Source organism: Gottfriedia sp. S16(2024), from assembly GCF_050473765.1.
Taxonomy (GTDB): Bacteria; Bacillota; Bacilli; order Bacillales; family Bacillaceae_G; genus Gottfriedia.
Window position 1 is genome coordinate 3,697,047 of sequence record NZ_JBFLUO010000001.1, and the last position, 20,947, is coordinate 3,717,993.

Annotated in this window: 17 protein-coding genes; 15 read left to right on the forward strand and 2 right to left on the reverse strand. The window is 33.1% G+C overall.

Features of this window, described 5'->3' with window-relative positions:
* Positions 1 to 12: 12 nt before the first annotated feature.
* From AB1282_RS17440 to AB1282_RS17455, 4 genes are read left to right on the forward strand one after another with little or no spacing between them, the layout of a single operon-like run.
* Entirely contained in the window at positions 13 to 759 is a 747-nt protein-coding gene (locus tag AB1282_RS17440; protein ID WP_056473192.1) for a sugar phosphate isomerase/epimerase family protein, read from the forward strand.
* Positions 760 to 801: 42 nt separating this feature from the next.
* Positions 802 to 1,518: a ThuA domain-containing protein gene (locus tag AB1282_RS17445; protein WP_056473191.1), complete on the forward strand. Its 717-nt coding sequence runs from the start codon at positions 802 to 804 to the stop codon at positions 1,516 to 1,518.
* A gap of 24 nt (positions 1,519 to 1,542) precedes the next feature.
* Positions 1,543 to 2,511: a sugar phosphate isomerase/epimerase family protein gene (locus AB1282_RS17450; RefSeq protein WP_056473246.1), complete on the forward strand. Its 969-nt coding sequence runs from the start codon at positions 1,543 to 1,545 to the stop codon at positions 2,509 to 2,511.
* A 39-nt stretch (positions 2,512 to 2,550) separates the two neighbouring features.
* Positions 2,551 to 3,579, forward strand: coding sequence for a Gfo/Idh/MocA family protein (locus AB1282_RS17455; protein WP_056473188.1), 1,029 nt, complete (start codon positions 2,551 to 2,553; stop codon positions 3,577 to 3,579).
* A 497-nt stretch (positions 3,580 to 4,076) separates the two neighbouring features.
* Here AB1282_RS17455 and AB1282_RS17460 read toward each other — a convergent pair whose 3' ends face one another.
* Complete coding sequence (locus tag AB1282_RS17460) at positions 4,077 to 4,922, reverse strand: MBL fold metallo-hydrolase (RefSeq protein ID WP_056473185.1); 846 nt, start codon at positions 4,920 to 4,922, stop codon at positions 4,077 to 4,079.
* Between the two features lie 469 nt (positions 4,923 to 5,391).
* Here AB1282_RS17460 and AB1282_RS17465 point away from each other — a divergent pair, with 469 nt between their 5' ends.
* From AB1282_RS17465 to recQ, 11 genes are all read left to right on the forward strand, one after another.
* A complete protein-coding gene (locus tag AB1282_RS17465; RefSeq protein ID WP_056473182.1) occupies positions 5,392 to 6,225 on the forward strand; it encodes a protein-glutamine gamma-glutamyltransferase in 834 nt (277 codons plus the stop codon).
* A gap of 205 nt (positions 6,226 to 6,430) precedes the next feature.
* Positions 6,431 to 7,282, forward strand: coding sequence for a hypothetical protein (locus tag AB1282_RS17470; RefSeq protein WP_429899653.1), 852 nt, complete (start codon positions 6,431 to 6,433; stop codon positions 7,280 to 7,282).
* A 1,008-nt stretch (positions 7,283 to 8,290) separates the two neighbouring features.
* The gene (locus AB1282_RS17475) at positions 8,291 to 11,662 is read left to right on the forward strand and encodes a carbohydrate-binding protein (protein ID WP_056473178.1); all 3,372 of its coding nucleotides are present in this window, start codon (positions 8,291 to 8,293) and stop codon (positions 11,660 to 11,662) included.
* Positions 11,663 to 12,187: 525 nt separating this feature from the next.
* The gene (locus AB1282_RS17480) at positions 12,188 to 12,799 is read left to right on the forward strand and encodes a pyroglutamyl-peptidase I (RefSeq protein ID WP_056473175.1); all 612 of its coding nucleotides are present in this window, start codon (positions 12,188 to 12,190) and stop codon (positions 12,797 to 12,799) included.
* On the forward strand, positions 12,792 to 13,535 hold the full coding sequence (gene pxpB / locus AB1282_RS17485; RefSeq protein WP_056473172.1) for a 5-oxoprolinase subunit PxpB: 744 nt from the start codon (positions 12,792 to 12,794) through the stop codon (positions 13,533 to 13,535). Before AB1282_RS17480 ends, pxpB begins: the two co-directional genes overlap by 8 nt.
* Positions 13,522 to 14,280, forward strand: a complete 759-nt coding sequence (locus AB1282_RS17490) for a 5-oxoprolinase subunit PxpA (protein WP_056473169.1) — start codon at positions 13,522 to 13,524, stop codon at positions 14,278 to 14,280. Before pxpB ends, AB1282_RS17490 begins: the two co-directional genes overlap by 14 nt.
* Positions 14,281 to 14,284: 4 nt before the next feature.
* A complete protein-coding gene (locus tag AB1282_RS17495) occupies positions 14,285 to 15,229 on the forward strand; it encodes a biotin-dependent carboxyltransferase family protein (protein WP_056473168.1) in 945 nt (314 codons plus the stop codon).
* A gap of 2 nt (positions 15,230 to 15,231) precedes the next feature.
* The gene (locus AB1282_RS17500) at positions 15,232 to 15,735 is read left to right on the forward strand and encodes an ankyrin repeat domain-containing protein (RefSeq protein WP_056473165.1); all 504 of its coding nucleotides are present in this window, start codon (positions 15,232 to 15,234) and stop codon (positions 15,733 to 15,735) included.
* Positions 15,736 to 15,818: 83 nt separating this feature from the next.
* Positions 15,819 to 16,535: a pseudouridine synthase gene (locus AB1282_RS17505; protein WP_056473162.1), complete on the forward strand. Its 717-nt coding sequence runs from the start codon at positions 15,819 to 15,821 to the stop codon at positions 16,533 to 16,535.
* The gene (locus tag AB1282_RS17510) at positions 16,519 to 16,959 is read left to right on the forward strand and encodes a YaiI/YqxD family protein (protein ID WP_056473159.1); all 441 of its coding nucleotides are present in this window, start codon (positions 16,519 to 16,521) and stop codon (positions 16,957 to 16,959) included. Before AB1282_RS17505 ends, AB1282_RS17510 begins: the two co-directional genes overlap by 17 nt.
* Positions 16,960 to 17,000: 41 nt before the next feature.
* A complete protein-coding gene (gene recQ, locus AB1282_RS17515; RefSeq protein ID WP_056473157.1) occupies positions 17,001 to 19,112 on the forward strand; it encodes a DNA helicase RecQ in 2,112 nt (703 codons plus the stop codon).
* Between the two features lie 52 nt (positions 19,113 to 19,164).
* Here recQ and AB1282_RS17520 read toward each other — a convergent pair whose 3' ends face one another.
* A complete protein-coding gene (locus AB1282_RS17520; protein WP_429899654.1) occupies positions 19,165 to 20,766 on the reverse strand; it encodes a glycoside hydrolase family 10 protein in 1,602 nt (533 codons plus the stop codon).
* Positions 20,767 to 20,947: the final 181 nt, after the last annotated feature.

Consider the following 20,947-nt stretch of genomic DNA (forward strand, 5'->3'; position numbering starts at 1 on the left):
GGAATGAACTAAATGACACTACCAATCGCCTTACAATTATGGAGTGTAAAAGAGGACGCAGCAATCGACTTTTTCGGTACTTTAGAAAAAGTAGCACAAATGGGTTATGACGGTGTCGAGTTCGCTGGATACTATGGTAAAAATGCTTCGGAAATAAAAGTTGTTTTAAACAAACTAGGATTAAAGATAGCTGGAGCCCATGTAAGTGCAGATCAAATTATTCATCATATTGATGACGTAATAGCTTTCGAAAAAGAATTAGGAAACAAATATGTTGTATGTCCTTGGGCAAATTTTACTAGTATAGAAGAATGGAAAGAATTCGCGGAACATTTACAACAATCTGCAAACAAGTTAGCTGAAGCGGGAATTTCTTTAGTTTATCATAATCATGCTCATGAATTAGTCAGATTAGAAAGCGAATATATACTAGATATTTTATTAAACTCAGTTCCAACTAATCTCTTAAAAGCAGAGTTGGATACTTATTGGTTAGAATTTGCTGGTGTAGATGCTGTTGAATTCATGAATAAGTATAAAGGAAGAACTCCATTAATTCATGTGAAGGATATGGCTCCATCCAAAGATGAAAGTACCGAAGTAGGAAATGGAATTATGAATATTAAAGGAATTGTACAACAAGCAAAACTAAATTCAGCCGAATGGTTAATTGTCGAGCAAGAGGCTTTTACTAAACCACAATTAGAAAGTGTTGAAATTGGATTGAATAACTTAAGATTGATTTTAGCTGAAGCTTAAGACGCAAAAATTTAAGTAAAAAAATAGAGATGGGTGAGTTATATGGTAAAAGTAACGATTTGGAATGAAAATCGACATGAACAAATTAATCCAGCTGTAAAAAGCATCTATCCAAGCGGAATACATACAACCATTGCTACTTTCTTAAATGAAGCAGGTTACGATACTACGACGGCTACATTAGAGCAGGCCGAACATGGATTGACGAATGAAGTACTAGAAAATACTGATGTATTAATTTGGTGGGGACATATTGCTCATAATGACGTGGAAGATCAAATTGTTCAAAAAGTTTATGAAAAAGTATTGCAAGGAATGGGGTTAATTGTCCTACATTCTGGACATTTTTCTAAGATTTTTAAAAAATTAATGGGGACTAGCTGCGATTTAAAATGGCGTGAAGCAGCGGAAACGGAAAGACTTTGGGTTGTTGATCCGTCTCACCCAATAGTAGATGGTATTGGCGAATATATTGAGATTGATCAAGAGGAAATGTATGGTGAACATTTTGATATTCCTACTCCAGATGAGCTAGTTTTAGTTAGTTGGTTTAAAGGTGGAGAGGTATTTAGAAGTGGTTGTACATTTAAAAGAGGGAATGGGAAAATCTTTTATTTCAGACCAGGTCATGAAACTTATCCAACTTATCATCATAAAGAAGTTCAAAAAATCATCATTAATGCAGTAAATTGGGCGAATAAATCAAAAAGAAAATATCCTTCATATGGACATAAAGAGGCCATAGAGGCACTAACGTAAATAATAGATTGGAGCGAGAAAATGATGAAATTAGGAGTATTTACGGTATTATTTGCGGATCAATCATTTGAAGAAATGCTTGATAAAGTTGCAGACTCCGGACTAAAGGCTGTTGAAATAGGAACTGGTTGTTACCCTGGTAATGCTCATTGTCCGTTAGATCGTTTATTAGAAAGTGAGCAACTCAGAAGAGAGTATATTGAAAAAGTTGAGAAACGTGGATTAACGATTAGCGCTTTTAGTTGTCATGGTAATCCAATATCTCCTGATAAAGAGTTTGCGAAGGAATCTCATGATGTACTTGCAAAAACGATTAAACTGGCTTCGTTATTAAGGGTACCAGTTGTAAATTGTTTTTCTGGAACAAGTGGTGACCATGAAGAAGCAAAATACCCAAGTTGGCCTGTAACCGCTTGGCCAAATGAGTATAGAGATATACTAAATTGGCAATGGGAAGAAAAGCTAATTCCTTATTGGAAAGAAATGGGCAAATTTGCGGAAGATCATCAAGTGAAAATTGGGTTAGAACTACATGGTGGCTTTTTAATTCATACTCCATATACATTATTAAAGTTACGCAAAGAAACTAGTGAGGCAATTGGTGCTAACTTGGATCCAAGTCATCTATGGTGGCAAGGGATTGATCCTGTAGCAGCAATTAAAATACTTGGAAAAGAAAATGCGATTCATCATTTCCATGCAAAAGATACTTATATCGATCAAGATAATGTAAATATGTATGGTTTAACTGATATGCAACCATATGGTGAAGTTCAAACAAGAGCTTGGACATTCCGATCAGTAGGCTGTGGACATAGTTTAAAAGATTGGTCAGATATGATGAGTGCACTACGTACGTTTGGATATGACTATGTAGTTAGTATTGAACATGAAGACCCAATCATGTCGATAGAAGAAGGTTTTTCACGTGCCGTTAAAAATTTACAGTCTGTATTAATAAATGAAGAGCCATCACAAATGTGGTGGACTTGATCTAAATAGGAAACTAATCCAATAAAAGATGGTGAAATAATGGAAAAATTAAGAGTTGCGATTATTGGTTGTGGAAATATTTTTCTAATGCATGCGCAACCTGCTTTTATTAGAGATAATGTAGAATTAGTAGCGGTTTGTGATAATAAAGAAGAGCGAGCAAAAGAGAAAGCTGAACAATTCAATTGTAATTATTATACAAATTATCTAGAGCTTTTTGAGAAAGAGAGTTTAGATGTTATCCATATTTGCTTACCGCATTATTTACATGCGCCGGTTGCAATTGAAGCCGCGAAGCGAAAAATACATGTTCTTACTGAAAAGCCAATGTCTATCCATTATTCTGATGCACAAGAAATGGTAGAAACAGCAAAAAATAATGGAGTAACATTAGGTGTCATTTTTCAAAATAGATATAATCCAGGATCAGTTCTCATTAAAGAAATGTTACAAAATGGTACTTTAGGAAAAATAAAATCTGGAAAACTATCAGTAACATGGGACCGTTCTGACCAGTACTATTTGAATAGTGATTGGAAAGGGACTTGGGAAAAAGAAGGTGGAGGGGTAGTCATTGACCAAGCTATTCATACGATGGATTTAATGCGATGGTTTGTTGATGATGAGATTGAATATATCGACGCAACAATTAGTAATAGGGCACATGAAATTATTGAAGTTGAGGACTGTGCAGAAGGAGTTATCAAGTATAGAAACGGAGTAGTTACGGCATTTCATACGATAAACTATTATTCATATGATGCACCAGTTACGATTGAACTGCATTGTGAAAATGGAATTGCGAAAATAGTTGCTGACCGTGGAGTTGTCTCTTTAAAAGATGGAAGAGAATTCGCCTCTGATAACAATCCAAATGAAACATTTGACTACGGCAATGGTGCGAAAGGATACTGGGGCGTTAGTCATGTAAAACAGATTAATAATTTTTATGAATCATTGGAACATCATTCTCAGTTACATATTACTGGTGAAGAAGCAATGAAAACTCAAAAAATGATTTGTGCAATCTATGAATCAGGTAAGAAAAAAGAGAGGATCTATTTATAAACAATTAAATACCCCAAAAATTAATTGTTAGACCGAGAAAAAGCAAATGATGTGGACTGTTTCGTTCATGTTAATTGTTTAGCCATTAAAAGGATTTAGTGATTACCTTTTAATAACAAAGGATTTTAATATTTTAAATGAAGAAATTTCATTTACCGAAAGTAGTTCATTTAATTTAACTAAAACAAAAAATGCTTACTAGAACATACAAAGAACGCAAAAGAGGATATATGTAGTAGAAAAATAGGATAGAAATAGTAGATATCATATCTGCTTTTCTATCCTTCATTTTTATGTGTGACACTAAATATAAACAATTAAATATTAGTACATTTACACAATTGTTTGAAATCAATTAAAACCAATAGGCATTAACCTATTCAATCATAAAGTCTCTACCAAAGATAGTGATTTCAATATGGACTGAATATGAACCGCCATAAAAATAACGGTACGGAAGTGTAATAGGACTTGAGTAAAATATCATATATGATATTTTACTTACGAGATAATTCTATTTGATTCTTAATACTCTCAGTTAAAAGGAACTCGGTGTTTTGCCAGTCCGGATACAGTTGCATCATTTTCTGTTTTGCCTCTTCCTCCGAGTCAGATGTTTGGACTGCATTCAATAAATCATCCATGTACTTCTTATCGATTTCAAAAATTGAAACATCCGTCGGGTCACCATGTCCAGGATAGATCGTCGGTTCGAGTGGTCCGTATTTCTCTTTAAGTAGTACTAACTGTTCCTGCCAGTTTTTGATATGCTCACGCTCAACCCCAACACCTAGCCAAATATGAACTTTATTGTAAGAAAGATCTGAACTGATTAGCGCATTTAGGTCACGAGAGTAAAGAGTTGTCACATGGGCACTCTCTGTTGGTGGATAATCTGCTTTGACTTCGAGTACGCTTCCTCCAGGAAGAACTATTTCATTTGTTTGTAATACTTCCAATCGCATATTATAATCAAATCCATCTGGAGATTGTTCGGATTTTGGTTTCATTTGCGGTTCACCCTCAAGCCAATTAACAGAATCCATCCATTCTGTAAAATTGATGATATCATCTTTTACTTCTTGGGAAGCAACGACAATTTTAAGATCAGGAAATTCCTGTAACATAGCCCCCATACCGAGATAATGATCCGGATGTCCGTGTGTAATTAGCATTGTCTTTGGTATTGAACCTTTTGACAGTGCAAGTGCCGCAACTTTTCGTGCCTCCTCGCTGTTTCGTGTGCAGTCTACAATAAAGGTACCTTTATTATCTGAAAAAATATAAGCATTTACATTAGCTTCTTCTGCATGGTAAACATCAATAGTAAGTTTTTCTTTCATTTTTCAATTCCTCACCTTTATCAAAAATAGTATTTATAGATATCATTATCCTAATTTAATTTTCCTTCGAACATTATTGCCTTTTTCTAATTGGTTTAATAATACATACGTAATTTCATAAACTTACTTTTACAGCAAACTAATTAAAAAAAGCAATATAAAGGTAAGTCAGATTTATTATACATTTACCAATATTATAGGTATATATGGTACTTTTTTGTGCTTATGGTACTTCAAAGTTCCTATTCATTTCTGATTAACAATGTGAATTTAAAAATATCTAACTATTGGAGATGCAGTATCTTAATGGCTAAGTTTCCTTTACCATCTTCAGTACACTTTTAAAGATGTATAAAACAAAAAAAGAACCACTTAGAAAGGTTCTGCGTCGAATATACACTTCAAAGCGATCTTTGAATATGATGGGTATATATGGAAAATAATGCTTGATGCAGAAATGAGGTATATTATGAATCATTTATCGAGGATGCCAGTTCAACAAAATGACACAGGGGCGTCTGATCGTGTTATAAGTATGGAAATTCAACAGATGAATGAAAATCCGACGGTTCATGAATTTCGATCCCTTGATGAGTTTGAAAGTATGTTGCGAAATAATATCACTTTAAGTGCGAGAGCTATGTTTCAAAGTAGATTGAGCTTTGCCGTATTTGAAAGATCGCGATGTAATCCAATGTACTGGCAATTAATGAGATCAGGAGCATTCCAATTAAGGCCAGGTGTAAAACCTTCTGACGCGATTAATGATATTTACTTTAATAGTTCACTCTACGCGTTTGAATGTGCAACGGCAATGGTCATTATTTATTACCATGCGGTTTTAAATCTGATTGGTGAAAACTTATTTAATCAAATTTTTCAAAATATCTATTTATACGGCTGGCATGCTAATCCTGACTTAGGAATAGGTGCCCAGTATTCTGATCGAATTTTACCTGGTGATATCGTTTATTTTAATAATCCAGAATTTAGTCCACTAACCCCTGAGTGGAGAGGAGAAAATGCCGTTGTTCTAGGAGATGGTACGTATTTTGGACATGGATTAGGAATAATGACGGCTGAACAAATGATTTTTAACCTAAATAGAATGAGATGGCCAGGAGCATATCGTTCTGCCTACCTCACTAATTCAGTTACAAGGCCGAATTTTAAACAATTGGCGGGATTATCGAATTGGCAACGAGACTATTCAATTAATAATAATAGGAATATTGTCTTACATCATAACCAAAGTTCGATTTCATTTGATTTTTATATGTATTTGTTAAATTTCTTTTCGTGATATTCAATAGTTATAAATATTACTTAACTGTTGGTGGTTCTTCTTAAGGTAAGAGGTTAAATTTGAGTCTTAGGTTTCTCTTTAAATAAAGAGAAATTTAAGCTCTTTTTTTAACAGTAAAAAAGGGATTTCTAAATAATGTCCAAAATATACAAATCGATAATAGGGAATTATAAACCTATACTAGTATAAGGGGACATATTTAATGAAGAAAATAATACAATTTACCTTACTATTCGTGGCACTTAATCTATCACCGATATTTGTTCTTGCTGACGAACAACCAAATAAAGAGCTAATGAAGATTGTTAAAGAGTTTACTCCGTCGAACGCTTTACTTGTAACTCCTAAAAAACCTTTGTACGCATCATCAATTCAACCCTATGACTTTAACCAGGATGGGCAGAAAGAATTAATCGTAACATTTAAAATTAAAGCAAAAGTACAACCTTCTCCTTCCCTATATGGAGTAATGGTATTTAAGAAGATTAATAATGAGTGGGAAAAGGTTTGGGAGACAAAAATTCAAGGAGTAGATTTAGATTTTTCGGGATTAGCTGATATTACTGGTGATGGTGTAAAAGAATATTTATTTGGTGTTACAATTGGGGCAGCAGCAGGAAGCAACCTTGAAATTTTTCAGTGGATTGATAACTCATTTAAAAATATCGCAGAAGTTCCTTATCATGAAGTCGACCTTTTGAATGGAAATCAAAAAGAAGGTTTGGCAGTTTGGCGATCGTATATTGCTGATAGTTATTTAGTAGATGTATTAAAATGGAATAGTGAAAAATTAGTTTATGATAAAGAATTATATTCTAAATACTATCCTTTCATTGAAAAGTTTTATCGTGATAAAATTTCAAAAATGAATGCGTGGTTTTACTGGTATTGTCTTGCAGATGCTCAAATTAAATCAAATTTATTCGAAGAAGCATCTAAATCAATTGAAAAAGGGAGTTTGTTAGCAAAAAAATTATCAATGCCTGAGGTAGTTCAGAACTTTAACAAATTAAGTGACAGATTGGAAGAAAAGAAAAATAGCTTGTTGAATTAACCCATTGCTTTAGTTTAACAAGACAGTCGGCTGAAAAGTCGATTTTTTTTATGGAGCAAAATAGCAGTTTAGTTGAAAAAGAAAATATATAAATAATGTTTATAGTTCGCTCAAATTATAAAAATCAATAAACTTTTTGAAGCAAATTCAAAATGGGATTACACCTGGATTGAATCTTTTTCATAAGATTTTATAGAAAGTAGATAGAAATTGTGTAACAGACTATGCTGTGTTTCTCCAAATTAGAGGGTAGTTCAATTTGTAGATGATGTAGAAATTAATAAAATCATCATTAAGAATATCTTAATAGTATTTATTGGTTAACATAAAAAGTATGTTTCCTTTATATATGTTTAACAATTAAACTGTATAATTAATGGTTAATTTTAAGTAATTTAGTTAACAGTTCTTTAAATCTTGAAGGATCCGTAATATATAATAAACCTGAAAAAAAGCTAGCAGACACGACTGAAAATTCATCTATATAAGTTCAATTACGTAAATGTTTTTGAACTTTTTTTGTGTTTATTCGAAAATTGAATAACCATTCTGGCTTAAGGATATGGAAATGGGAGGAATAGATACTTGATGTTAAGTTAGTTTTGTACTTCATATTTATATTACCTCCTGCAGGAAATCACTTAAAAGGAAAAATTGTAAATTTAAATATTATCTAAGTGTGTGTTCCAAATATCATTACGGATTACTTAACACAATGATTTCAAGAATAATTGTTTAATATAAAATTAATGTTTAATTTACATAGTGAAAATATAATTGTCCGTGTAATACTCTGCACCTTCTCACTGAAAAAAGTGAAATTAAGATTTTAAAGGGTAGTTGAATTCACTAGGTGAAGAAGTCGTAAGGAAAGTTAGGGATCATTTTGAAAAAGGAGGAACGATATTTAACTGATATTTAATTAATCTTCACAGTGTATTAATTGTTGTAGTCTGATTTATTACATTAAATTTACTTAGTATTCTGCTTGAGAAAGGGATTTTTTTTATGGTTAATTTAACGAGGTTTAACAAATCATTACTTTCTTTAATATTGATCGTTTCATACATACTCGGAAATTTTGTTGGCTATATTCCGGTGAATGCAGCTACTGATGGGTATAGTCAGATTGAAGCAGAAAATTTTAGTTCCAAGTCAGGTTCATATCTTAAAGTTGAATCTTGTCCAGATGGTGGACAAAGCATTGGAGGAACTAATGATAACCAGTATTTAGAATACACCAATATTGATTTTGGCAGCGGGATCAATGGTGCTACAAATTTCAGTGCAAGAGTCTCAGTTAAGGGTTCGAATGCCGGTGGGGATATTGAAATATGGATTGATGGTCCTAATAGTACAAATGGAAACAAAGTAGGTACACTTTCAACTACTGCTACTGCAACAGACAACTGGAATGTTTATAAAACAATGTCAACTGAAATTACTCAGGTTACTGGAGTTCATAAAGTATACCTTGTATTAAAAGTTAATCCTGGAAAAACATATGTAGCCAACATTAACTGGTTTCAGTTTTCGAAAACGTTGAACAGCATCTCTCTTACGAAACTACCAACGAAAACTACATACCGAATTGGTGAAAGCCTTGATCTCACAGGCATAGTAGTCACTGGTACATATATTGATGGTACTACACGTGTAGAAGAAATTAGAGCATCTGATCTAAGTGGTTTTAACAGTTCTTCGCCAACACAAAGCCAGCCTTTAACTGTAACAGTACTTGGTAAGAAAGTTACTTTCATAGTAGAAATAAAGCCCAAAATTCTAGAAAGCATTATAGCACCTAAATCGATTACAGGTGTGGAAAACGGTACAGCACCAACTAATGTTGCCTTAGGCTTACCTAGTAATTTAGTTCTAGTTACGGATGGTGGAAATGTTAATGCTCCTGTGAAATGGAATATTGACTCTTCAGGTTATGATCCATCCAATAGAAATGAACAGATTTTTACAGTAACGGGAACAGCTATTCCTCCTGTAGAGGTTACAAATCCGAATAATGTAGCCTTATCAAAACAAATCAACGTAACAGTACTTGCTTCAAATACACCAGAGAAGGATACTAGCTATAAATTCAGTTTTATGGCAATATCTGATACACATGCTAATGCAAAAGGAGATACCAATGATATTATCCTAAATGAGGCGATGCAAGATGCGGTAAGTAATAATGTGAAATCAGTTAGTGTTGGTGGGGATCTTACTGATTATGGAACAGATACACAATATGACACTTTTATGACAACTATGAATAAATATCCCCAATTAGACCGCAACTATGTATTTGGGAACCACGATGTAAGATGGATGACTGGATTTGATACTGCAAAAGATAGATTTCTATCCCATACAGGCATGCCAGCGGTGTACTTTGATAAATGGATTAGTGGATATCATTTTATCTATTTAGCAACTGAGACGGATGATAAGGACAGTGCTTATCTTTCGGATCTTCAACTTAACTGGTTGAAAGTAAAATTGGCCGAGGGTGCAAATAAACCAAAACCAATCTTTTTATTCATTCACCAACCATTAGGGAATACAGTGTCAATGACAAAGTCTGAGGACGGCTATCAAAGCGATGAGGTACAGGATCAAAAATTTAAGGATATTGTAGGTGAATATCCTCAAAGCGTATTAGTAACAGGACATGTGCATGATGATATAAGATTGCCAGGGACTTTATTTAACAAACAGTATTTTTCAATGATAAGAGATGGTGCAATAAAGTATTTTCCTTCTTATACTAAAGAGCCAGGTGCTCAAGGGTTGATTTTTGATATTTATGCCGATCGGATTGTAATAAACGGAAGAGACTTCGCTACAAAGAGTACGATCGCAACTTGGACTATAAATAATTATACACCGGATGCACTTCTTGCAGATAAACAAGCACCTACTGTACCGGTCAATGTTAACACAAATTTAGTAACAGACAAGATGGCAATGCTATCATGGGATGGATCATCAGATAATTTTAAAGGTAATGTAGGCGTTACAGGCTATGAAATATATAACGGTGATACATTAATTGGCTCGACAACAGGACGAACTAACTTTAAAGTAACGGGATTAAAACCTAAGACCACATACCAGTTTAGGGTTAAAGCACAGGATGCAGCAGGTAATGTATCAGAGGAAAGTAGTGCTCTTAAAGTTACAACCTTAGCATTTGATCCAGCTCCGATCAATTTGACTTTGAACAAAACAGCTACAGCTAATGGAAGTTTAGTAGGATATGAACCTTCAAAGGCAGTAGATGGTTCTACTGAGATTAGTAGAAAGTGGTCCTCAGATACGACTGGGGAGAAATGGTTGATGGTTGATCTTGGACAAAACTATGATATTAGCAGATGGATTGTGAAGCACTCTGGAGAAGGTGGAGAGAGTTTATCTCTTAATACAAAAAATTATAAGCTTCAGGGCAGTCTCGATGGGACGACTTGGAGGGATTTGGACTCGGTTGCAGGAAACGTATCGAATAGCACAGACAGGTATTTTAACAAAACCAATGTAAGGTATGTAAGGCTTTATATTACGACGCCTCAAAATTATGCTGAAACAGGAACTGCAAATATTTATGAATTTGAAGTATATGGACGAAGCATTGATGTTGAGCCTCCTTTGACTACGGCAATAACAGATGGGGTTATCGGTGATGAGGTGTGGAATACAAGGAATGTGAATGTGAAGTTCAATGCTGTGGACAATTCAACTGGTACTGGTGTCGATCGTATCGAGACTAGAATAGACGATGGCGAATGGGTAAACCAAAGCGAATTAACTTTGACAACTGAAGGTATACATACAATTGAGTATCGTGCTATCGATAATGTAGGTAATGAGGAGGTTTCAAAGCAACTTTCTATTAGAATTGATAAGACAGGACCAACAATTGCAGAATCTGTCCCATTGAATGGAAGTGTTTATGAAAATGATGGCGAAATAACTCCTGAGTTTACACTAACAGACAACTTTTCAGGTGTTGATAACAATAAAACGATGGTAACACTTGAGGATTATCCATACAAAACTGGAGCATCAATTCCATTTTATACGTTACCACTTGGTAATCATCTCCTAGTCATAAACGCGGTTGATAAAGCGGGGAATCTTGAGACCAAAACAATCCAGTTTACAACAATTGCAAGTAACGATTCTTTAAAAGGATTAGTAAGACGCTTTGCTAATACTGAATGGATTGATAATGCTGGAATAGCAAATAGCCTTCAAGTAAAATTAGCACAAAATAATTTGAAAAGCTTTATGAATGAAGTTAAGGCACAAAGCGGTAAACACATAACAAATAAGGCCACAGAGTATTTACTTCGAGATGCTCAATATTTGTTATCGCAACAATAATTTGTTTAAAAAGAAAGAATGATTGAAATGTTAAGTTATAACAATTCAATCACTCCCATTCTCAAAAATTTTAATGTAACACGTTTTCAAGATCCTCAACAATTCTTTTGGTTGAGGATTTTTTTGCTCTAAATTCTATCATTCTTCGACTATCGGTATTAGATAGCGAATAAGTTACCCGTTTTCTTTGTTTATTATTGTTATTTAATTAGAGAATTCCATTAATATTAGTGACAAAAAACGCCAAGTGAGAAATATAACAAAAAATATAACAAAATTTCACATACCGTAATATATTAGAAAAAACGAAAATATTAAGTTATTAAGAGTCAAAGAGTTGCCAAAAAACATATTTTAGTAGAAAAACCAACCCTAAATACAGTCTATATTAAATTAAGAAAGTAGTTCCATTTTTGAAAGAGAACAAGTCATACATAGGACCTAAACTTTTTATATTAAAAGGATATCAACTTGATTTTGTAGAAGTATTCTACTATATAAATTTTACTAAAGGACTGAGAGCACTTGAATACATTATTGTTAACAGGTTTTGAACCTTTTTTGAACTTTTCAATTAATCCTACAGAAGAAATAGTAAAAGAATTAAACGATCAGGTCGTCGGTTCTTATCAAATTATCGGCAAAGTTTTACCTGTTGATTTTAATACAGCGGGTAATGAATTACTAAATTTATTCCATACTTATAATCCTTCCGCAGTGATTTCACTAGGATTAGCTGGTGGAAGATATAAAATAACGCCAGAACGGATTGCCATAAATTGCAATGATGGAGCTGCGGATAATAAAGGGAATAAATTTGATGGAGCTAAAATTGATGCTGAAGGCCCTGATGGACTATTTTCAACACTGCCAATTCAGAAAGTTGTTAATGAATTAAACAATCATAAATTTCCAGCTGAAATATCCGATTCTGCAGGTACTTATTTGTGTAATAACGTTATGTATCAAATGCTTAATGAATTAAAAAAAATAAACAAGCAAATTCCAAGTGGCTTTATTCATATTCCAGCTTCACATGAAATGGCCGTAATAGATCGGAAGTTGCCAAGTTGGTCGCAATCAGATTTGATGAATGCTATAAAACTTGTAATTGAAGTGATTAGTCTAAATGACTAGCACCAAATTGGATATTTTTCCATTAGGTTGCTCAGGCTTAGTATGTTATTTAGGTGATTCGATCTCAATGGAAACAAATAATCTAGTACATGCTTTCTCAGACTATCTCAAAATTAAATTAATGACTAAAATAACAGCAGTCGTACCGTCTTATCATTCCATTACGATTTTTTATGATTCTTTTAACTTTTCATATGCAGAAATAATCCAAGAAATAAAGTGTCATTTTAATCATTATAATGGTTCAAAAATAAAGCGAGTGCATGCAATTTATGAAATTCCTATTTGTTTTAGTTCCACTTTCGGGACAGAACTTCAAAAAGTAGCAGAACATAATAAACTAAAAACTGATGACGTAATTCGTCTTTATTTAGAAAAAACATATCCTATTTATATGATTGGTTTTATACCTGGATTTCCATATCTGGGCGGGTTAACCCCTAAACTATCAACTCCGAGACTAACAAAGCCAAAAACAGTCTTAAAAGGTTCAGTTGGAATTGCGGGAAATCAAACAGGGATTTATCCTTTTGAATCTCCTGGTGGGTGGAATATTATTGGACGTACTCCAATTTCCATATTTTCAACGAAAAATAATGGCACAGAAAACTTTAAACCTGGAGATCTAGTCAAATTTTTGGAGATTAATATCGAAGAATTTAATCAGATTGAACAGTTAGTGAAAGAGGACAACTATTCAATTAAAAAGGAAGTGCGTTTTATTGATTCAAATTGATTTAAATTGTGATTTAGGTGAAAGTTTTGGGAATTACAAAATAAATGATGAACAGATTATGCCACATATTACTTCAGCCAATATCGCTTGCGGATATCATGCAGGAGATCCGTTTGTCATTTATGAAACAGTAAAATTAGCAAAACAGTATAATTTATCAATTGGAGCACATCCAAGTTTTCCTGATTTACTTGGTTTTGGTAGAAGAGAAATGAATTTCAGTGATGAAGAAATATATAAATTAGTTCTCTATCAGATTGGAGCACTTTATTCGATATGCAAAGTAAACCGAGTTGAACTTCGTCATTTAAAACCTCATGGTGCACTTTATAATATGGCAGCTACAAATTTGAAACTCGCTTTAGCGATTACAAAAGCAATGAAAGACTTCGATTCTTCACTAACCTTATATGGACTTGCAAATAGCAAATTAATAGAAGCAGCGATCGAAATGAATATTCCTTTTTCTTCGGAAGTATTTGCAGATCGAGCATATGGTGAAGATGGTTTATTAGTACCTCGTAATCAATTAAACTCGGTTCATCACAATACGAAAGATGCCATTAATCAGGCACTTCAAATTGTAACAACCAAAACCGTATCTACAATTTCTGGTAAAGATATTCCAATTCAAGCTGATACCATTTGTATACATAGTGATTCAGACATTTCAATTAAATTAGCGATGGAATTACGTAACGTATTTAGTGAAAATAATATACTTGTTAAGTCTATAGGAGCGTAATACTTTGAAAGAGTTTTTTGAAGTATTACAAAAAGGTGTTTCTATTTCCATTCAAGATAATGGTAGGAATGGATTTAGACATTTAGGTATACCTGTTTCTGGTGCTATGGACAAATTAGCTTATCAAATTGGAAATCTAATAATAGGAAATAAATTAAACGCCGCTAGTATCGAAATTGCGATTGGTGGTACTGTCCTAAAAGCATTAAATCAATTCTCAATCATCATTACAGGTGGAAATTTGAAACCTGCAATTAACGGTAAATTAGTTGAGATGAATAAAATAATTGACATAGCAAAGGGAGAGATTTTAACTTTTAACGGGGGAAATACTGGTGTTTATTCATATATATCAGTACCAGACGGAATTACTAGTGAATGTCATTTCGAAAGTCAGTCATCGTATGAGTCTGCTTCTCTTGGATTAATTGTTAAAAAAGGTACAATAATTTATGGTTCAAGCCCATCTTATAAACTGGTGAAAAATGGACTAAAACATGAGTATATTCCAGTTTATCCAACGCATAATTTGGTTCATTTTATAAAAAGTAGTCATTTTGAGAAAATACCAAACCATATAAAATCACAAATATTATCTGAACCACTTACAATTGGTACGTTTAATAGAATGGGGATGTATTTGAGTTCAAAAAATGCTAATTTAGAACCGTTTGATTCAAATATTCTATCAGAAGGCACTACTTTTGGAACGATTCAAGTACTACCAACTGGTCAACCAATTATCTTACTAGCAGACTCTCAAACTACAGGGGGATATGCATCAATTGGTACAGTAATTTATTCTGACCTTTGGAAACTTGTACAAATGCAACGAGGAACTACAATTCAATTAATACCTGTAGAGATAAATGAGGCGAGTCATTTAAATAAAAAGCTTCATTTATTTTTAAAGCATTTACAAATTGAATGTAGAAATAAGGAGAGATAACGATGGAGAATTTACTTGCAAAATTATTTGATTCGACGGAAAAAGGTGAAAATGAAATTGTAATTGAAATAATAAGTGAACAGCCAGATTTGATACATGAAGAAAATGAGCATGGGTTAACATTACTTGGTATCGCAGCACATTACGGTCAATATGAGGTTGTAAAAACTTTAGTAAAAAATGGTGCCCAGGTCAATGCACTTTCTCACTCAAAGCTGTCATTCATTCCACAAAACACAGCTCTACATGCAGCAATTGCAGGTGCTAAGTCTTTAGAAGTGATCGATTTTCTTTTAACAAATGGAGCAGATCCTAATATTAGCGACAGTGAAGGTCACACTTCATTACATATCGCAGCATTTGAAGGAAATATGACGATAGCTGAACGTTTGTTTAAAAACGGTGCTGAAATTAAAACGAATAATTCTGGTAAAACGCCAATTGAAATTGCTGAAGAACGTGGAAATTCAGAGTTTATCAAATTTATAAAAGAAGTGACTCTATAATTAACCCGAAGTGTTGTGATGACTGTTATGTCACAGCACTTTTTGTTATGATAAAAGAAAGACTAGTAAAAGAGGAATAAGTTTTGAGAATTAATGTTTATATTAGCGCATCAGGGTATTGTTCTAGAAGGGCGGCGGAACGACTAGTTGCTTCGGGACAAGTTAAAATTAACGGACTTACTGCTGAAAAAAACAGCATAGTAGAAGTAGATGATCTTGTACAAGTAAATGATGAAGTTATTTACTTAACGAGTGAAAAGGACTATATCATCCTTAATAAACCAGTAGGAATTACTTGTACAGGATTACAAACTGTCGAAGGAAATATAATTGATTTTGTCAATTATCCAAGGAGAGTTTTTCCTATAGGTAGATTAGATAAAGATTCTGAAGGATTAATCATTCTTACAAATGATGGGCCAATTGCACATAAAATTTTACATAGTGAACATGGACATGAAAAGGAGTATATTGTCACAGTCGATCAGCCAATAGATGTTGATTTTATTAATGGCATGTCAAATGGTGTTCTTATTGGAAATGTTTTAACTAAAAAATGTAAAGTAGAAAAAATAGATGAATATACATTTCGAATTATTTTAACGCAGGGCTTAAATCGTCAAATTCGGAAAATGGCAAAAAGTTTTGGATTTAAAGTGATTAAATTAAAGAGAATTCGAATTATGAATATCCATATGGAAAATCTAGAAATAGGTAAATGGAGAAAATTAACAGATAACGAATTATTTAATTTAAAAGAACAATTGAAAGAGGAAGAATCAAATGAAAATTTTAATTGATGCAGATGGCTGTCCAGTAGTTTCAGAAACAATTAAAATTGCAGCAGAATTTAAGATCAACGTTCTTTTATTATGTGATACTGCCCATATAATGCAAAGAGAGGGCGCTGAAACGATCGTTGTTTCACAAGGTGCAGATGCAGTTGATTTTGCTTTAGTAAATCGAGTTGTAAACGGAGATCTCGTCATTACTCAAGATTATGGTCTTGCTGCAATGGTTTTATCAAAGCAAGCTTATGTATTAAATCAAAACGGTTTTCAATATACAAATGAAAATATTGACTCACTTTTACATACTCGATATGTTTCAAAGAAAATTCGAAATGCAGGTGGACGAGTGAAGGGACCAAAAAAACGTCAGAAGCTTGATAATGCAAATTTCGAAAACGGCTTAAGAAAATTACTTTCTTCAATTTCTTTATAGTAAAATAGAATTGTACAAATAAAATAAAAAAGGAGGCAAGCATGTTAACACTTGCAAGAGAAAACTTAAAAAAATATTTTGGATATGAAAATTTTAGACCTGGACAAGAACAAATTATTGAACGAGTTTTATCAGGAAAGCATACAGCTGGTATCATGCCTACAGGTGGTGGAAAGTCGATCTGTTATCAAATTCCAGCGACAATTCTCCAAGGAGTTACCCTCGTCATTTCTCCTTTAATCTCTTTAATGAAAGACCAGGTAGATGCATTGCATCAAGTAGGTATCCCTTCCACATTTATTAATAGTTCACTTTCTTATAATGAAGTAAATGAAAGAATGATGGATTTAAGCTATGGTGAATACAAAATTCTATATGTTGCACCTGAACGATTAGAATCAGAAAGCTTTATTAATGAATTAAAAAGATTGCCGATCTTACTAGTAGCAGTAGATGAAGCACACTGTATATCCTCATGGGGACATGATTTTAGACCAAGTTACTTACGTATAAAAAACTTAATACAAGAATTGCCTACTAACCCAACAATATTGGCACTTACTGCAACAGCAACTCCACAAGTTAAATCTGATATATGTCATCAACTAGGAATAGTTGAGGAAACGACAATCATTACAGGCTTTGAAAGAGAGAATTTATCTTTTAAAGTCATTAGAGGTCAAAACCGATTTGATTATATTTGTAATTACATAAATCAAAATAAAAACGAATCAGGTATTATATACGCCGCAACTAGAAAAGAAGTAGATAATGTTACGAATAAATTAAAAAAGCTTGGCATTTCTGTCGGTAAATATCATGCAGGCTTAAGCGATGCAGAACGTTCAAAACAACAGGATGCATTTTTACAAGATAATATTAACGTTATGGTCGCTACAAATGCATTTGGTATGGGAATTGACAAGAGTAATGTTAGATATGTAATCCATTACCAAATGCCTAAAAATATGGAAAGCTATTATCAAGAGGCTGGGAGAGCAGGTCGAGATGGATTAGAAAGTGAATGTATTTTACTTTTTACTGCACAAGATGTTCAAATACAAAGATTTTTAATTGAGCAATCTACATTCGAACCTAATCGACTAAAACAAGAAATCTCAAAACTACAATCTATGAAAGATTACAGTTATTGCGAAACATGTTTACAAGCATTTATTTTAAAATACTTCGGTGATGAAAGTGACCATGCTTGTGGTAAGTGTAGTAATTGTATTGACAAGCGGACTGCAATAGACATTACAATTGATGCTCAAATCGTTTTATCTTGCATTATCCGAATGGGCGAAAGATTTGGTAAAACGATGGTTGCATCCGTACTAACAGGATCAATGAATAAAAAATTAATAGACTTAAATTTTCATACTTTAACGACATACGGTTTATTTAAAAATCGTACATTAAAAAGTGTCGGTGATTTAATTGATTATTTAACATCGGAACAATTTATTGGCGTTACAAGCGGTAAATTCCCACTGTTAACTGTTACAAATAGGGGAAGAGAAGTATTATTAAATAAAATAAACGTAATGAAAAAAGAAGAAATCCAAGTTACTGAAATGACAAACGTAGATAATAATTTATTTGATCAACTACGAAGTTTACGTAAAGAAATTGCTACAGAACTTGGAGTTCCGCCATTTGTCGTATTTGCAGATAGTACTTTAAGAGATTTAAGTAAATTACTCCCTACAACTGATGAAGAGTTTCTACAAGCAAAAGGTGTCGGATTACAAAAACAACAAAAATTTGGTACGCAATTTATAGAGGTGATCAAGAAATATAAAGAAGAGAACGAAATTGAAGTAGAAACTACGAGACCAAAAGCGACTACAATTAATAAAGTACCTTCACACAAAATATCATATGAATCTTATCAAAACGGACTTACTATTTCTGAAATTGCAAATGAGAGAGGATTAAATACGACTACCGTTGAAAACCATATTCTGCAAAGTGCAATGGAAGATGATCATTTTGATTGGGATGAAATAGTGCCTTTTGATATTGAAAAACAAATTAAAGAAGTGATTAATACAGTTGGAAGTGAAAAACTTCGACCTATTAAAGATGAATTACCAACTGAAATTAGTTATTTTATGATAAAAGCAGTGATTATGAAATCTGCAACATAGCACTAAAAGTATAAAGAGCTTCCTATATTGAATTGGAAGCTCTTTATTATACCTATTTCTTACTAGCTTTAACCTTTATTTGACTACTTTCTTTACTTTCATTATGAAGTCGATCGACAGCAGTTATTTCATATGTGTAGTCTTTATCTATATTTGCTGTTGAATCGAGATATGTTGTTTTGCCATTATCTGATTTACGAACGGTAGTTAAGATGTTTCTTGGATCATCTATGCTATCTTTTTGTAATCCATCAAAACGGTATACAACATAATAGGAAACATCTTGATCATTAGGGTGAGTATTCAAAGTGAGTTGGATTCCATCTTTTGTACGAAGAGCGTTTTCGAATTTTGGTTTCTTTGGAGCCTGGTCATCTAACCATGGCATTGAAGGAATTAATGCTTTTGTTTTATATAAGTCCTGGCTTAAACGTTCCTTAATACCAAGTGGATTACGATTTAAGTCTTTAATTGAAAAATGCATACTACCTTTGATTTCAGGAATTGTACGATTTAAGGCAATTTGTTTTGGTAATTCATCAGGTAAAGCCCAAGCTGCATTGTTATCGTTAATTTTGTAATCAGCTTGTCCAATATATAAATCAATATTCTTACCTTTTACTTCCTTCGTCCACCAATTCGCAAGTATATCATACGCAGCTGGTTCAAATCCTATATTCCAATAGATTTGCGGAGTAATATAATCTAGATAATCTTTATTAATCCATTCCCTTGTGTCTGCAAATAAATCATCATAATTTGTTTGTCCAGCAGTAGTATTTGAACCAGTAGGGTCTTTTGCGATGTTTCTCCAGACTCCAAAAGGACTAATCCCAAACTTCACATAAGATTTTTCATCTTTTATTGAATTGTGAAGAATTTTGACGAACTCATTTACATTGTCTCGTCGCCAATCATCAATATTAGCAAACTTTTGTTTACCATATTTTTCGTACGAGGATTGATCTGGAAATTCTTGACCTGCGATGCGATATGGATAAAAATAATCATCCAAATGGACTGCATCAATATCATATTTTTTTACAACTTCCATAATCCCATCAATAATAAATTGACGTGCATCAGGATTACCCGGATCAAAATATAATTGCTTTCCATATGGGATTACCCACTCAGGATGTTTTCTTGCAGGATGGTTTTCTGCTAAAGTATTTAAATCCTCTAAAGTCGCATCTCCTGGTGTAGTTCGTGGCATTGTAATACGATACGGATTAAACCAGGCATGAAATTCAATATTACGTTTATGTGCTTCTTCAACCATAAATGCAAGTGGATCGTAGCCTGGATCCTTACCTTGTGTACCTGTTAAGTATTTTGACCATGGACCATAATTAGATGGATAAAAAGCATCTGCAGTCGGCTTAATTTGGACGACAACTGAATTCATTCCCATCTTTTCCACATCATCTAGTAGTTTAATAAACTCCGATTTTTGTTGCATTTCAGATAAGCCTGTAGCTGATGGCCAATCTATGTTTACTACTGAAGCAATCCAAGCTGCTCGCAGCTCATGCTTAGGCGGGATTGGGGACTGTGAAGTAGTTTCAGCATGAACATTTTGAATTTGTTGAAATAATAGAGATGCGCCTACTGTAGCAGCAATCGCATATTTACCTAGTTTTCTTTTCTTCATAAGTGTTCCACCTTACTTTCTATTAAATTAGTAGCGCTTACATAATATAAAACTACCAAAAATGGAAAGTATTGTCTATGGTTTTTGAAATAAAATTTCAAAAAAATCTAAAAAATTAAGAAATTAAATTTCGGTTTGTTTGATATTTTTGTGAAATCCCTCAAATATAAATCATATTATC